Annotated in this window: 14 protein-coding genes and 4 tRNA genes; 14 read left to right on the top strand and 4 right to left on the bottom strand. The window is 44.0% G+C overall.

Annotated elements, in window-relative coordinates:
* Nucleotide 1: 1 nt before the first annotated feature.
* From PN836_RS18440 to PN836_RS18450, 3 genes are read right to left on the bottom strand one after another with little or no spacing between them, the layout of a single operon-like run.
* Nucleotides 2-1,672: a PH domain-containing protein gene (locus tag PN836_RS18440; RefSeq protein WP_395341166.1), complete on the bottom strand. Its 1,671-nt coding sequence runs from the start codon at nt 1,670-1,672 to the stop codon at nt 2-4.
* Nucleotides 1,665-2,306: a PH domain-containing protein gene (locus PN836_RS18445; RefSeq protein ID WP_395341169.1), complete on the bottom strand. Its 642-nt coding sequence runs from the start codon at nt 2,304-2,306 to the stop codon at nt 1,665-1,667. Before PN836_RS18445 ends, PN836_RS18440 begins: the two co-directional genes overlap by 8 nt.
* Complete coding sequence (locus tag PN836_RS18450; RefSeq protein ID WP_395341172.1) at nt 2,278-4,260, bottom strand: diguanylate cyclase; 1,983 nt, start codon at nt 4,258-4,260, stop codon at nt 2,278-2,280. The genes PN836_RS18445 and PN836_RS18450 overlap by 29 nt, the downstream gene beginning before the upstream one ends.
* 230 nt (nt 4,261-4,490) lie before the next feature.
* On the opposite strand from PN836_RS18450, the gene murB reads away from it, so the two are divergent.
* The 8 genes from murB (at nt 4,491) to tuf (ending at nt 9,151) form a co-directional block, all read left to right on the top strand.
* Nucleotides 4,491-5,450 carry a UDP-N-acetylmuramate dehydrogenase gene (gene murB, locus PN836_RS18455; RefSeq protein WP_395341174.1) on the top strand — a complete coding sequence of 320 codons (960 nt, stop codon included), beginning with the start codon at nt 4,491-4,493 and terminating at the stop codon, nt 5,448-5,450.
* Nucleotides 5,451-6,479: a bifunctional biotin--[acetyl-CoA-carboxylase] ligase/biotin operon repressor BirA gene (gene birA / locus PN836_RS18460; RefSeq protein WP_395341177.1), complete on the top strand. Its 1,029-nt coding sequence runs from the start codon at nt 5,451-5,453 to the stop codon at nt 6,477-6,479. It abuts the gene before it with no gap.
* Nucleotides 6,463-7,368, top strand: a complete 906-nt coding sequence (locus tag PN836_RS18465; RefSeq protein ID WP_395341180.1) for a type III pantothenate kinase — start codon at nt 6,463-6,465, stop codon at nt 7,366-7,368. The genes birA and PN836_RS18465 overlap by 17 nt, the downstream gene beginning before the upstream one ends.
* Before the next feature lie 189 nt (nt 7,369-7,557).
* A tRNA-Thr gene (locus tag PN836_RS18470) sits at nt 7,558-7,633 on the top strand.
* 9 nt (nt 7,634-7,642) lie between these two features.
* Nucleotides 7,643-7,727, top strand: a tRNA-Tyr gene (locus tag PN836_RS18475).
* Between the two features lie 32 nt (nt 7,728-7,759).
* A tRNA-Gly gene (locus PN836_RS18480) sits at nt 7,760-7,834 on the top strand.
* A gap of 8 nt (nt 7,835-7,842) precedes the next feature.
* Nucleotides 7,843-7,918, top strand: a tRNA-Thr gene (locus PN836_RS18485).
* Nucleotides 7,919-7,966: 48 nt separating this feature from the next.
* Nucleotides 7,967-9,151, top strand: a complete 1,185-nt coding sequence (gene tuf / locus PN836_RS18490; protein ID WP_395341183.1) for an elongation factor Tu — start codon at nt 7,967-7,969, stop codon at nt 9,149-9,151.
* Nucleotide 9,152: 1 nt separating this feature from the next.
* Here the strand turns inward: tuf and PN836_RS18495 are convergent, their stop codons facing one another.
* Nucleotides 9,153-9,629: a hypothetical protein gene (locus PN836_RS18495; protein WP_395341186.1), complete on the bottom strand. Its 477-nt coding sequence runs from the start codon at nt 9,627-9,629 to the stop codon at nt 9,153-9,155.
* A 164-nt stretch (nt 9,630-9,793) separates the two neighbouring features.
* Here PN836_RS18495 and ltrA point away from each other — a divergent pair, with 164 nt between their 5' ends.
* From ltrA to PN836_RS18525, 6 genes are all read left to right on the top strand, one after another.
* On the top strand, nt 9,794-11,062 hold the full coding sequence (ltrA, locus tag PN836_RS18500) for a group II intron reverse transcriptase/maturase (protein ID WP_395341189.1): 1,269 nt from the start codon (nt 9,794-9,796) through the stop codon (nt 11,060-11,062).
* Between the two features lie 391 nt (nt 11,063-11,453).
* Nucleotides 11,454-11,999 carry a hypothetical protein gene (locus tag PN836_RS18505; RefSeq protein WP_395341191.1) on the top strand — a complete coding sequence of 182 codons (546 nt, stop codon included), beginning with the start codon at nt 11,454-11,456 and terminating at the stop codon, nt 11,997-11,999.
* 110 nt (nt 12,000-12,109) lie between these two features.
* Nucleotides 12,110-12,529: a hypothetical protein gene (locus PN836_RS18510; RefSeq protein ID WP_395341193.1), complete on the top strand. Its 420-nt coding sequence runs from the start codon at nt 12,110-12,112 to the stop codon at nt 12,527-12,529.
* Between the two features lie 63 nt (nt 12,530-12,592).
* Complete coding sequence (locus PN836_RS18515) at nt 12,593-12,991, top strand: hypothetical protein (RefSeq protein WP_395341195.1); 399 nt, start codon at nt 12,593-12,595, stop codon at nt 12,989-12,991.
* A gap of 115 nt (nt 12,992-13,106) precedes the next feature.
* Nucleotides 13,107-13,538, top strand: a complete 432-nt coding sequence (locus tag PN836_RS18520; RefSeq protein WP_395341198.1) for a hypothetical protein — start codon at nt 13,107-13,109, stop codon at nt 13,536-13,538.
* Between the two features lie 94 nt (nt 13,539-13,632).
* A complete protein-coding gene (locus tag PN836_RS18525; protein WP_395341201.1) occupies nt 13,633-14,067 on the top strand; it encodes a hypothetical protein in 435 nt (144 codons plus the stop codon).
* Nucleotides 14,068-14,118: the final 51 nt, after the last annotated feature.

Here is a 14,118-nt window from a genome sequence, read left to right on the forward strand (position 1 = left end):
CTCACATCCAGGCCGGTTTGTCGCGGGCAATTCTTAATAAAGCGTGGTCGATAAGCTTGGTAACAGTTGCCTGTGGCAAGTAGGGAACCTTCATCCCGCCAGATGCTAATACCAGCTTGACGCTAGCGAGTTTGTTCAACTTCATCAAAGGGGTTTGTAAGAGTAAAGTCTGCTGAATTTTATCAATAGGAAAGACTAAAAAATCTCGTCCAAAAAAGCCCTTTCGAATGTAAACGTAATTTGCATCTTGCGCAAATCCCCAGCGGTACCAGCGTAAAACGCAGGCGCCCAACAGCACTAATACAAAGCCACTGAATCCAAGCCATCCTTGGATAGAATAGTCATTTGCTAAGCCAATTGCGCCAAACAACAAGATAAACGGTAGGCAAGGGTATAAAAAGTAGCGAATGATTAGGCGCGGATTCACATGAAAAAAAGCAATTTGTGAGAGTGTTTTGCCAGTCGCAAACACATCGGCCACCAAATTGTCGGCTTCGTTTGGCGTAACCGAGGGGACAATCAGTTTGTTTGCATTGTTGATTTGATTGGCTTGCCCCGCATTGTTTGGACCGGTGGTGTTTTGCTCAAAGCGCACGTTTACGCGTTTAATTAACATGTCTAGCCAGTCTTGTTGCTCCACTGCACGCTGTATTCGGCTTTTGTTCATGCTGACTTCATGCTTACTTAACAAGCCGCTTCGTCTTATGTAGCGCTGACCACGTTTGCTCAATCGATAGTCGTAAAACACAAAAATTGAGCCGATAATTGAGAACAGCACAACCAGCAGCATGATCACCATTACGATGGATAAAATGTGCAGCATGAAGACCCAAATGGTTTGGGTTTCATAGTTAAGGTAGGAGGCGACATCTAAGCCGATTGCGCTAAACACTTGACCGATGTTTTGCGAAATGGTGTTGTAAAAAGGCGCCAAAAACCCAAGGAAAATCCACACGCGGTTGTTGGTAACGCCGTGAATAATAAGATCCTTTATAGAGCGTGTGTTTAGAGTTGTTTCTTCATTGTGTTCGTAGGCAGCCCTATCTCTATCAATCGCATCTGGATTTATCGAATCAGCACCGTTTTCAGAGGCCTGTTTTGCACTGAGGGCGATGTTTGTATCCTGAATACTTTGTTTGAACAGCTCTGCTTTGGGCAAGCGGATAGCAACGATATTGGCCTCTTGTCGGGCAGAGCCTGCAGTATCTAGCTCGATGATGGAATAATCACTAAAGCGATAGTAAAAGGGCTGAATAATTTTGACGTTTTGAATCTTTACAAAAGGTAAATCCAGATGTGATTTTTTGATTACACCTTGTCGAATTTCTACCCTGTCATCGCCCAAACGATAATAATAAAACAAATATTTCAAGATTGAAGCGACCGCAACCAGTATCATAAGCGCGACGACACCGGAAATAACGGGAACAGGATTCTCTCGAATGGTATTTAAATTGAATGCCGCCACCGGGAGGGCGTAAATCAGTCCATTGCCAAAGGCGAATATGGTTTTTACAAAGAAATAAAGAATGGCAACCGGAGACACTCGCGCCCAGTCAGATTCAACCGCCTGTGCACTTACACTATTAGTGTCATCTTCGCCTTGACTTGCAATTGATTGGTTTTTATCTACTGGTGTTGATTCATCGATGCTCGTATCGTCTTTATTCATCGATAGATAAGTCCCGATGATCAATAATGAATTGGCGCAAGCTCACCGCCTTTTCATAAGGAAGGCCTGGGATCTCAAAGGTGTGAGACATGCCGCCAGCGCTAAATACCTGTAGCGTCGCTAAATTAGCCTTTCGCTCTATAGGCCCGCGTTTCAACTCTATATGCTGAATCCTCAGAATGGGTTGGCTGACAAGTCTTCGAAAGAACAGACCAGACTGAAAATGTAAATCTTGCTCTCGTAAAGCATATTTAATTTTAGGATCGGCAAAGAAGTGATAGCTGATGTTAACAACGCCTAAGAGCGCCACTGCTGAAATTATCCACGGCCCCGGTTCAACAAATCCTGTTGGCGGAGAAAACAACCATCCTTGGTGCACAATCAGCATTATCAAACATACGAGTGAGGTGATCGCGAAACTCATCACCATGTTGATACTTCGATAGCGCGAAGATATGTCGCTTAACTGTAGCCTCACTATAGAGATATTCTCTAGGGGAACCGCAGCGTTAGAAAAGCAGGTTTCATCAGAGGGTTGTGTGCTGCCAAAGGGAATATTTTCTTCAGCGGGCTGATCTAAGCTGTTTGAGCTGGGGCGTGTTTCATCAGGCTGTGACAATTTGATTTCGTCCATTGTTTTTCGCTTTATACATTGCCTTGTCGGCGCGACTAATGATGTTGCTTGCTATTTCATCCTCTGTAGCCTGCACTAAGCCGACAGAAGCACTGGTGTCTTGCTTAATCTTAAGCTCCGTGCTGACCTTGGAAAGTGCCTTACAGTATTTTTCTAACAACGGTTTTGCTTGCTCAATATGAGTATCGGGGAAGATAAACAAAAATTCTTCGCCGCCAATTCTGCCAATACTGTCGGTTTTGCGAAAAGACTGTTGAGCGATTGCACCTGCGGCTTTGAGCACTTCATCGCCTTTTTGATGGCCATGTCGGTCATTGATTTGTTTGAAGTAATCTAAATCAATGATGGCTACGCAGTAAGGCAGGAGATTACGCTTAAACATGTCATGCTGAAAATCCAAAATCTCTAAAATACGCCGACGAGAAAATACGCCGGTCAGCGCGTCTGAATGTGCAATTTGCTCAAGCTTTTGCCGATGACGTCGACTGCGTATGAACATCAGCAATAGTAGCGCACTTATGCAAATCAGCAGAGCAATGACTAAAAAGAACAAACGATTTAACATCTGCTTATTTTCAATTTCAAAAGACTGAAATTCATTTTTCTGCTTGAGCTCAATGTTTTCCTGTTTTTGCATTTGCAATTGAAAATTGGTGTGCATGTCTAACATGCGTCGTACTTCATCAATGGGCTGATTGATATCGCGCGCGGCAATGACGTCTCTTGTTACCTTGAATGCCTCTTCAAATTGATTCAGTCTGGCGAGAAGTTCTGCTCTGTGCAGTTGAATACTCTGCACAAGATTGAAGTCGCTCATGTTGCCCTGTACCGCGTCAAAAGCGTCAACCAAGTGCTTAATGGCTTTGTCCATGTCGTTCAATACCGTATACGAGCGGCTAAGCAATAGCTGAGTTTGGGCTTGTTCTAGGGTTTGCTCGTCAAACAGTTGTTGTGCGCTTGTGAGCTTATCAATCGCCTCTTGCACGTCGCCTTGATTGTATGCAAGCTCTCCCGCGTAATACAAAGCTTTGGCGCTTAACTGCAGGTTACTGTGCTTAAGCAGAAGCGCATTTATTCGTTCTAAGCGTTCACTTGCCAAGGGCAATTGACGACTGGCGAGAAGACTGGGCATGCTTGTGATAAGCACATCAAGAAGCGTTTTCTCATTGTTTGTTGTCTGCGCTTTGTCTAACGCTTGCTGAACATAGCTTAGTGCAATAGCGTGTTCATTTCGCTGCTGGTGAACCTTTGAAATTTCGGTAGCCAGTTTGATTTCTTGTGCATTTAATTCCAAGGTTGAGGCTAGTTGTAGCGCAAGTTGCAAGTCTTGCAACGCGGAAATACTTGCTCCTGCCTGTAAATCGATTAGCGCCCGCATTTCAAGCCTTTGGATTAGGACTGGCTGAGAGTCGGGCAACGCGGTGTTGTTTATCGCCTCAGTAATAGCCTGCCTTGCATTTGGCAAATCGCTCAACTGCAGGTAGATACTGGCCATTCCTTCAAAAAATAGTGCATTTAAGGCACGCTTTGAACTCAGTGAGCTGTTTTCTGCCAAGCTGAGTCCGTTTTGTAATGCCCTTAGGGCCTGCTCAGGCTCACCGCTGAGTAGTTGAGCTTGCGCCGTTAAATAATAATGCTGCATGGTGACAAATTCGCCCTCCTGCTCAGATGCTGAGGATTCATCGTCTAAAAATTCAGCGGGCTTGGCTAACATTCGCTGCAGTTTACGCTCATAGTCTTCGTTTAAAAGTGGCGCGGGCTTTAACACTAAGCCCTGATTGAGCTGCGAATCTTGTGAATCTTGTGAATTTGCAAATGCGCTAAAGCACAGGCAAAGGGCTACAACTAGCATCGTGGCGAGCGTGCTGACCGGAGCAAACGATGAATTGAAGTAGCGTAATATGAAATTATTGGCTATTAATAAACGAGCGCTGCTGGCTTTTTCGTATATCAAAAACATCTGCCTTTTAAGTCTCACTTCTTAGTATAAGTTACGCACGTTTGGATACTTAAGCGCGTTGATAATTGCACAGTGCATGGGATTGCAGTCACACTATAAATATTGTAGCTAAGCCATATTATAGTAGGTAACATACGTCAAATGATAAAGCGTCGGTTAATAAAATTTTGAATTCTTTGAGCGCCCTTCACACTTTCGGCTTACCCGCTAGCTGCCTGAAGATTATGACTGTAGATTCAGTGGATAGTTTGCTCAATGCCGTACAAGCTTGTAAAGATAAGGCTTTGCTATTTATTGGCGAAGGCAGCAACACGGTGTTTGTAGAAGATTTTGATGGCATTGTTATCCAAAATCAGCTCAAAGGGATTCAGATCAGCGAAGACGATGAGCGCTATTTTTTAAGTGTTGCATCGGGCGAAAATTGGCATGATTTAGTGTGTTTATGCATGGAAAAGGGCATTTACGGCTTTGAAAACCTCGCATTGATCCCCGGAACGGTGGGCGCTTGCCCTATTCAAAATATTGGTGCGTATGGCGTAGAAATTGAAAAATTCATTCATAGCGTTGAATTCTTTGATACGCATAGTGAAATGATGGGGTATTTTAATCACAAAGAGTGCGAGTTTGCTTATCGAGAGAGCCGATTTAAACAATCCCCGGGTAAACGCATCATCACCATGGTCAATTTTGTGCTCCCCAAGGCTCATGTACTAGTGACCGATTACGGCCCGCTTGCACAGCTTATCCAAAATGGCCATGTGAGCCCGAAAGATGTATTTAACAAAGTGATTGAAGTGCGTCAGAGTAAATTGCCAGACCCAGCGACGCTTGGCAATGCCGGTAGTTTTTTTAAGAATCCAACGCTTGGGATTCCAGAATTTCTGAGCTTGCAATCCAAATTTGCGGACATTCCACACTACAATGTGCCTGATAATCGCGTAAAAGTGCCCGCTGCGTGGTTAATCGACCAACTCGGCTACAAAGGCAAAACCATTGGCGATATTGGATGTCATGAGCATCAAGCTTTGGTATTGGTGAATCATGCAAGTCGCTCAAATGGAGGCAAAGGCGAAGACTTACTCGCGTTAGCAAGGCAAATAAAAGGCGCAGTGGAGAATGAATTTGGGATCATCCTTGAAAACGAAGTCCGACTAATCGGTGCAAACGGATTGGTTAACCTTTAAGTGACTTCGCTAGCCAAACAGCGTGCTAACGATACGCGCACCAAAATTGTTGCTTTGCTAAGCGATGAAAAGTTTGTGTCGGGTGAAGCGATATCACGCACACTTCACATAACTCGAAGCTCTGTATGCAATCATATTAAAGCACTTAACGATCTTGGTCTGGACATATTCAGTGTAAAAGGGCGTGGTTACAAACTGTCTCAAGCGCTGAGTATGCTTGATCGCGACCTCATTGTTGCGCGCATATCGAACAAAAAAGATGCACAGATTGTTGTGCATAATATTGTTGGCTCGACCAATGATTTAATGAAAGAACGTTTAGCCGCGGATAATTTCGGCGACACACAAGGTCAAGCACAGCTTAGTCAAGGCAGTACTATTTTAGCCGAAGCGCAAACTCAGGGGCGCGGCAGGCGCGGTCGAAAATGGGTATCGCCCTTCGGCGCGAGTCTATATCTGACCATGCTGTGGCGATTTGATAGCGGATATCAGGCAATGTCTGGGTTATCACTACTGATTGGTATCGGGCTCAAGCGCGCGCTCATCCAGCTAGGTTTGCCCGAGTGCAAGTTAAAGTGGCCGAACGATGTTTACTTTGACAATAAAAAATTAGCAGGCATTTTGGTAGAAGTAGAGGGGCAGTTGGGCGAGGCCAGTGATGCTATTATAGGGATTGGCGTCAATGTTAATTTGCCAGAAGGCGTACAAGATATTGATCAAGCCTTCACTGACTTATCAAGCATATCTAAGTCCACCAATTTGGTATTAGATCGAAATCACATAGCAGCCACTTTAATAGAGGAACTGTGGCGTATCTTACCGCTGTTTGAACAAGAAGGTTTATCTGCGTTTCTAGACGAATGGAAAGAAGCGGATTTGTTTGCTGACCGGAACGTAAACTTAGTTTCAGGTCGATTTACTACCGCTGGAATTGCCCGCGGAATAGATGAAAGTGGCGCATTGTTATTAGAAGTAGATGGCACAGTGAAAGCATATTACGGAGGTGAGATAAGTGTTAGGCCAGCGTAGCTTATTGCTTGATTTAGGGAATACAAAGCTCAAGTATGCATGGCTTACTTTATTGCCTGAACAATCCTCTGCGCAGGAAGTGCTAAAAAGCTTGCAGGTAAAAGCGATTGCGTATGATGATCACACCCTAGCACAAATCGTGCACGACAATATTGGACAACTCTTAGCTGCACATTTGAAAGAAGGCGGAGTTGAAGTGCTTAACAAGGAAGCTATCGAGGGTAAGGTCTTGGTGTATTTGTGTAGTGTTCAAGATGATGAAAAAACTCAGCTTGTCACCAACAGCATTAAGCAACTCGGGTTTGAAGTTCATGTAGCAAGAAGTCAAAAACAGCAGTGTGGACTCCACAATAGCTATGCAGTTGTTGCTAATATGGGAAGTGATCGCTGGTTGGCGATGATTGCAGCGGATACCTTGTTCAGCTACATCAATAAAATGGCAGAAAATGACGCTCGCAATGCCGCCCAAGGTATAATCATTGTAGATGCCGGTACAGCTATAACGTGCGACCTATTGCTTGATAAAAACCACTTAGGAGGCTGGATAGCCCCTGGATTGGGCCTGTTGAGAGAGGCCATTACCAGCCGAGCAAAGCGAGTGTTTGATTTTGAGGATAAGGATAACGAAAATAACGTAGCCCGACTCGCATTAGGCAATGATACGCCAGCGTGTGTTGCCAACGGCGCGTTTGCACAATTGTGCGGCATGGTTGTACAAGCAAGTCGTATCATGCGAGCGCACACTGAGCATTATTGCATTGTGATCAGCGGTGGCGATAGCGATCTTCTGGCCCCAATAATTTCAGAGCAAGTTGTAGTACCGGTTTATCAGCACAGCAATTTGGTCTTAGCGGGCTTAGCGCGACTATCGTTTGAAAATGAGAATTAGATCATAAAATCAGTCGCTTATCTTAATAGAATGTACTTCAACACCGTACTATAGCTAGCCTTTTATAATGATGGAAATCCGGCTTTTTTTAAGGGACTATTTTTTTTACCTAAAAAAACTCATTTTTTGCGATTTGTCTCTTGCCATGAGCATAAGCTTACTCTAGAATGCGCACCCACTTGATGCAGTGCCGACTTAGCTCAGTTGGTAGAGCAACTGACTTGTAATCAGTAGGTCGCCAGTTCGACTCCGGCAGTCGGCACCATCAATCTCAGGAGGGGTACCCAAGCGGTCAACGGGATCAGACTGTAAATCTGACGGCTCAGCCTTCGCAGGTTCGAATCCTGCCCCCTCCACCACTTTTTATGAGGTGGCCAGAGAATTAAGGAATGCGGGCATCGTATAATGGCTATTACCTCAGCCTTCCAAGCTGATGATGCGGGTTCGATTCCCGCTGCCCGCTCCATCCAATTCGCTGATATAGCTCAGTTGGTAGAGCGCACCCTTGGTAAGGGTGAGGTCGGCAGTTCAAATCTGCCTATCAGCACCATTCTCTGACATCTGAATAATTTTAATTAACTTTGCTGGGAAAATAGAAATGGCAAAAGAAAAGTTTGAACGTACGAAACCGCACGTAAACGTAGGTACAATCGGCCACGTTGACCACGGTAAAACGACGCTAACCGCGGCAATCACTACAGTACTAGCAAAGACTTACGGTGGTAGCGCGCAAGCATTCGACCAAATCGATAATGCGCCTGAAGAGCGCGAGCGTGGTATCACTATCGCAACGTCTCACGTTGAGTACGATACACCGACTCGTCACTACGCACACGTAGATTGCCCAGGACACGCTGATTACGTTAAAAACATGATCACCGGTGCTGCCCAAATGGACGGCGCGATCCTGGTTGTTGCTGCCACTGACGGCCCTATGCCGCAAACGCGCGAGCACATCTTGCTAGGTCGTCAGGTTGGCGTACCTTACATGATTGTCTTCATGAACAAATGCGACATGGTAGATGATGAAGAGCTACTTGAGCTAGTTGAAATGGAAGTGCGTGAGCTACTTTCAGAGTATGAATTCCCAGGTGATGACTTACCGGTAATTCAAGGCTCAGCACTTAAAGCCCTTGAAGGCGACGCTGAGTGGGAAAAGAAAATTGTTGAGCTAGGCGAAGCACTAGACTCATACATCCCAGAGCCAGAGCGTGACATCGACAAGCCGTTCATCCTTCCAATTGAAGATGTATTCTCAATTTCAGGCCGTGGTACAGTTGTTACCGGTCGTGTTGAGCAAGGTATTGTAAAAGTTGGCGAAGAAGTTGAGATTGTTGGTATCAAAGAAACCACAAAAACAACCTGTACTGGTGTTGAAATGTTCCGTAAGCTGCTAGACGAAGGTCGTGCGGGCGAGAACGTGGGTGTACTACTACGTGGTACTAAGCGTGAAGAAGTAGAGCGTGGTCAAGTATTGGCTAAGCCTGGTTCAATCAACCCACACACTAAGTTTGAAGCTGAAGTATATGTACTAAGCAAAGACGAAGGTGGCCGTCATACGCCATTCTTCAAAGGTTATCGTCCACAGTTTTACTTCCGTACAACTGACGTAACCGGTGCTGTTGAGCTACCAGAAGGCGTAGAAATGGTGATGCCTGGCGACAACTTGAAATTTAAAGTTGAGCTAATTGCTCCTATCGCGATGGACGAAGGTTTACGCTTCGCAATCCGTGAGGGTGGCCGTACCGTAGGTGCTGGCGTTGTAGCGAAAATCCTAGACTAATCTAGTATTTCAAACCACATTGAAAAGGCCGCTCATTGAGCGGCCTTTTTGTATGGTGCGCCAAGTATGGCGCGTAGCGCCTTAATGGTGCTGTTCTGATACGCATGGTGGCGATCAGATGACTTGGTGGTGAAAGTCCACTATTAGCCCGACAAGGGGAATAATTAGCTGAACGGCAAGGGTGTTCATCGTGAGGTGAAATCTGAAGAAAGCCGAAAGCAAAGCACTGGCCTGACGAACAGGAATCGTATATGAGGCGGTCGCAGTGGGTGAGAAGGCCATTATCTTCAAAGCCCAATACTTGTCCAGAAACTGCGGACGTAGATACGGCGGGCATAAGTGTGAAGGTCACGCGCATTACCTTGGGAGGTCTGTTTATCTGCCACTGGCTATTAATATCGAGAGGTATTGAGATGGGTAAACAGAAGTCAGCCGAGGCCATAGTAGGTTGATTGCCGTCAACTGAAGGGCTGAACATGTTAAATGGTTTGAGAGCCAAGTGCTCGATGAGGGTAGAAGGAGCAGAAACAGCTACTGAGATATAGCTGATTATCGCCAAGGGGTGCAGACAGTATCTGCAAGAGTAGGTGAATAAGGCTTCAAGCCACGCGGCGCACAAGGATTTACTCTCATGAGGAGACGATGACCTTACTCGAAAAGATACTATCAAGACCTAATATGCAAGGTGCTTATCAGCGAGTTATGCGCAATAAAGGGGCGGCAGGAGTTGACGGTATGAGTGTAGATGCGCTTAAAGCGTATCTGCAAACACGCTGGCAAGACCACAAAGCCGATTTATTGGCAGGGCGTTATTGTCCACAAGCGGTGCTTAAGGTGAGTATTCCTAAAGCAGGCGGTGGGCAACGCGAATTAGGCATCCCAACGGTGTTGGACAGATTGATTCAGCAAGCGATACATCAGGTATTAAGTCCTATATTTGAGGAGCAGTTCTCAGAGAATAGTTATGGATTTAGGCCGCATCGCGATGCAGGGCAAGCTGTTCAACAAGCGCGAGCCTATATCGAGGAAGGTTATAGATGGGTGGTCGATATCGACTTGGAGAAGTTCTTCGACAATGTTAATCACGACATATTGATGTCGAGAATAGCGCGCCATGTCAAGGATAAAGCGGTGCTTAAACTCATTCGTGCTTATCTGAGGGCAGGTGTGTCACAGAATGACAAAACCAGTCAACGGGTGATGGGGACACCTCAAGGTGGACCATTATCGCCGTTACTGTCGAACATCATATTGACCGACTTAGATAGAGAGCTTGAGCGCCGAGGGCATAAGTTCTGTCGCTATGCTGATGACTGTAATATCTACGTCAAAAGCGAGCGTGCAGGACATCGTGTATTGAAAAGCGTGACGAGTTTCTTAGAGAGCACCTTAAAATTAAAGGTGAACAAAGAGAAAAGTGATGTGGGTCGACCGTGGCAACGAAAGTTCTTGGGGTATAGTGTCTGTCATCGCAAGCAAAATGTTCGATTGCGAATAGCGCCTGCGGTGCAAATGCGTTTTAAAAAGGACGTAAAACATACACTGCGCAGTGCAAGAGGATGGTCAATTCACCGTACGGTGGAAAAACTGAACCTGAAACTGCGAGGCTGGATAACTTACTTCCGACATATAGACGTCAAAAAGGTACTTCTTGACTTGGATGGCTGGCTTCGCCGACATCTACGCAAGATTTTATGGCGTCAATGGAAACGTGTTCACACACGCATTAAGAGACTAATCGCATTGGGTATTGATGAAGCGAGGGCGGCGACAAGCGCGACGAATGGCAGAGGACCTTGGTTCAACTCAGGGGCTTCTCACATGAATCAAGCACTACCTAAAAAGTTCTTCGACAGCCTAGGTTTAATATCATTAATGGACTATTATCATCGTCTCAAGTATTTAACATGAACCGCCGTGATACGGAACCGTACGTCCGGTGGTGTGAGAGGACGGAGAGTGTAAACTCTCCTCCTACTCAATCCCAGCGTTTACAATTCATTCTGTTCTCGTTATAACTCGTCTGACTTCTTGCAAAATACAGCTCCAGCCACTTTAATGTTATTGAAATTATTGGCCTTTACTAAAATCTGATTTTTATCAAGCGGCACGCTAAAAGCATGCTCGCTAAACACATAGGCCAGATATTAACAATCGTGCTTGATAGTTTTAGAAATAAGAAGTAAAACAATAACTAACATTAAATGAGAATGTGAGATACGAAAATGTCGTATGGTATTTATTGTAAATGCTCGCTAATAAATTGTTAGGTTTCCAATCAAGGTCGCGGGTTGTTTAACAAATGAGCCAAAAGCTAATTTCAATTATTCAAGTCGCAGAAGAGTTGGGACGACAGAAACAATACATATTCAAATTAGTCAATCGACTAAAAATTGAAAAAGTAATGCAAAAAAGTTCGGGCGCTCGCGGCCAAACCATTACATACATTAGCATCGACGATCTCGAACGTATCAAAGAACATCTTTTAACCAGTTCTCAGGCAAATAGCTCCACTCCAGAAGTGAGCTTTGAGTCTGCAACATCGGGTGTTTTTTATTTAATCCAACTGGAACCGGAGCACGATAAAGGACGATTCAAACTTGGATTTGCCACCAACTTAGATGAGAGATTAAGGTCACACAAAACCGCTGCTCCTTTCTCAACTGTTATAAATTCATGGCCATGCAAGCTTCTTTGGGAAAAAACTGCTATTGACTCTATTACGCAAGGATGTGAACGCATTTACACTGAGGTTTTTCGTCACGATTCAATTGATGAAATTGAAGAAAGATGCGAGAGATTTTTTGCGTTAATGCCTTCACCAGAGATCGGAGGAGGGGAAACCTAACAAGAGTTTGAACAGAGATGCCCAGCTCATGTCATGCTGCTTGCTTTCGCAACCACCACGCCATAATCTGGTCACTCGTTAAACAGGCGTTATGCATCTAAGGAGGCTTTTTGAGCAAGAAACTCACAGTTACATTAATTGTCATCGTAGGACTTTTATCATATGGCCTTGGTTTTATAACGGACAAGCAGCTCAAAACAGATGAATTAAATGCAAATTTGATCGCTCAATCAAATTTGGTAAATGATAGATGGGAGGAAGCAATGGTGCTTAAACACTTATATGAGCAGTTGCTCAATTCACCTGAAACTGCAAAACGTCAATTGCGTTACGCTCTATTGCTAATGTACAACGACGACGTCCGACTCAAAGGTGTTTTCGGTGATGTTTATGGAACTGATAATTTTGCTATAAAGACTAATCAGGTTATTTTGGATTTTTTACGCGAACACCCATTAGCAGAATGTTCAAATAAAAATATCGATGAAGCAGTGAGATGTAACATTGCTTTTTTAAACACCGATGCATAACAAAACGTTGAAGCGGACAAAAATAAAAAACGATTTTCGCCGCTTAACGTGGTGTTAGGCTCTATGTCGATAATAGCTATTTTATTAAGTATTTTATTATTTTTTCCGGCAGCTATTGCAGCCTTTATTTGTGCTATGGCTACTGCTTTTTCAATCCTATCTCCAATATTTATTATTCCTTCCTTATTGGTGAGCGCACTTATTTTTTATATTTATTATCGACAGTTTCAACTTTGTAAAAAAATTGGAAGAAATGAAGTTTTGGATGCAAAAATGAGTTCAAGCCTGATACTTGCAATATCTTGCCTATCTGGAGTTAGCGCAATACTGTATATGTATAGTTACATTAAAAATCTGGAAACTGTGCTTTTTAATCCAGATATTCTTTTTACGGCGGCTTCAATCTCACACACTTTAGCCTCTATTGTTTTGTTGTTAATTTATACAAAGCGAAAAGCCTAACAAAAAACTGTAGTCGTTCGCTGGCGCTCACTGGGACAATAACACGCAGGCTCAGTCGCTTCGCTCCAATTTTAGCCTGCGTGTTATTGCCCCTAAGTTGGGCGTTAGGTGCTCAATGGTGAATATTAGGATTTTAGTTTTATTCGCACTTTTCTGGCCAGCAGTCTCAGAAGCTATTGAGATTGTTTTTAGAGAGTCTCATTTCTTGGGTCAGTATCGGCACGAGATTTACATTAAAGATAATCAATATGTTTACATTGACGATCACTTTAAACTTGATAACGAATCCAATTGGATACCTAGCACACCTAAACTTAGAGCTCTTGTTTTAGACATCAAAGCGCAGCAAAACTTAATTGAGCAACTAATAGAATTAGGTGTTCAAGAATGGAAGCCGGAGTATCCAGAGAGTAACACCCCACTTATTTGTGACGGTTTGTCGTTTGTTCTTTATATTAAATCAGAAAAATTGAACACCAACTCTTCAGGTGGGTGTCGGTTTCCGCCAAATTACGAAAGTGTTAGAAAGGCATTGGAAGATTTATGAGCGCACCTAACAAAAGGATTAAGACGGACGTAATACAAGAGCGGTATTCCGCTGCTTATCCAAGGTGTTAGGTGCCACGGAGGAATTTTTATCTATGGATATTAAATTGACAGTCGGCTTATTGGCCTTTTTAAGTGTAATCGTTGGTGCAACGCTTCAATATTTTTTTACTAAGCATGTAGAAACCTTAAAGCATGCAAAAGAGTTAAAGTCCAAAGCGTATTCTGATTATCTAAAAGCCATTTCCGAAGACGCATCACACAATTACGAATCAGGTAGTGTCGAACAAAAAAATATTTATTCTAAAATTGCAGATGCTAAAGCTAGAATTTGTCTGTACGGCTCAAACGAAGTCGTTACAGCTTACTCAGAGTTTTTGGCTTTAGGCGGAGTTTTTGAAACCCAAAAACAAAAAGAGTCTTTCGCAAAAGTATTCTCGCTAATGCGCAAAGATTCTGGTGGAAAAGAAATTGTTAACCTAAAAGAAATCGAGATTATACTTTTGGGGAGTGCTGGCAGTGGCACCTAACAAGGCGCTAAACTCGTTCCCTTCGGTCACTGGGACACAAACGCAGCGCGC

It is taken from the genome of Ningiella algicola, from assembly GCF_028401415.2.
GTDB lineage: Bacteria > Pseudomonadota > Gammaproteobacteria > Enterobacterales > Alteromonadaceae > Glaciecola.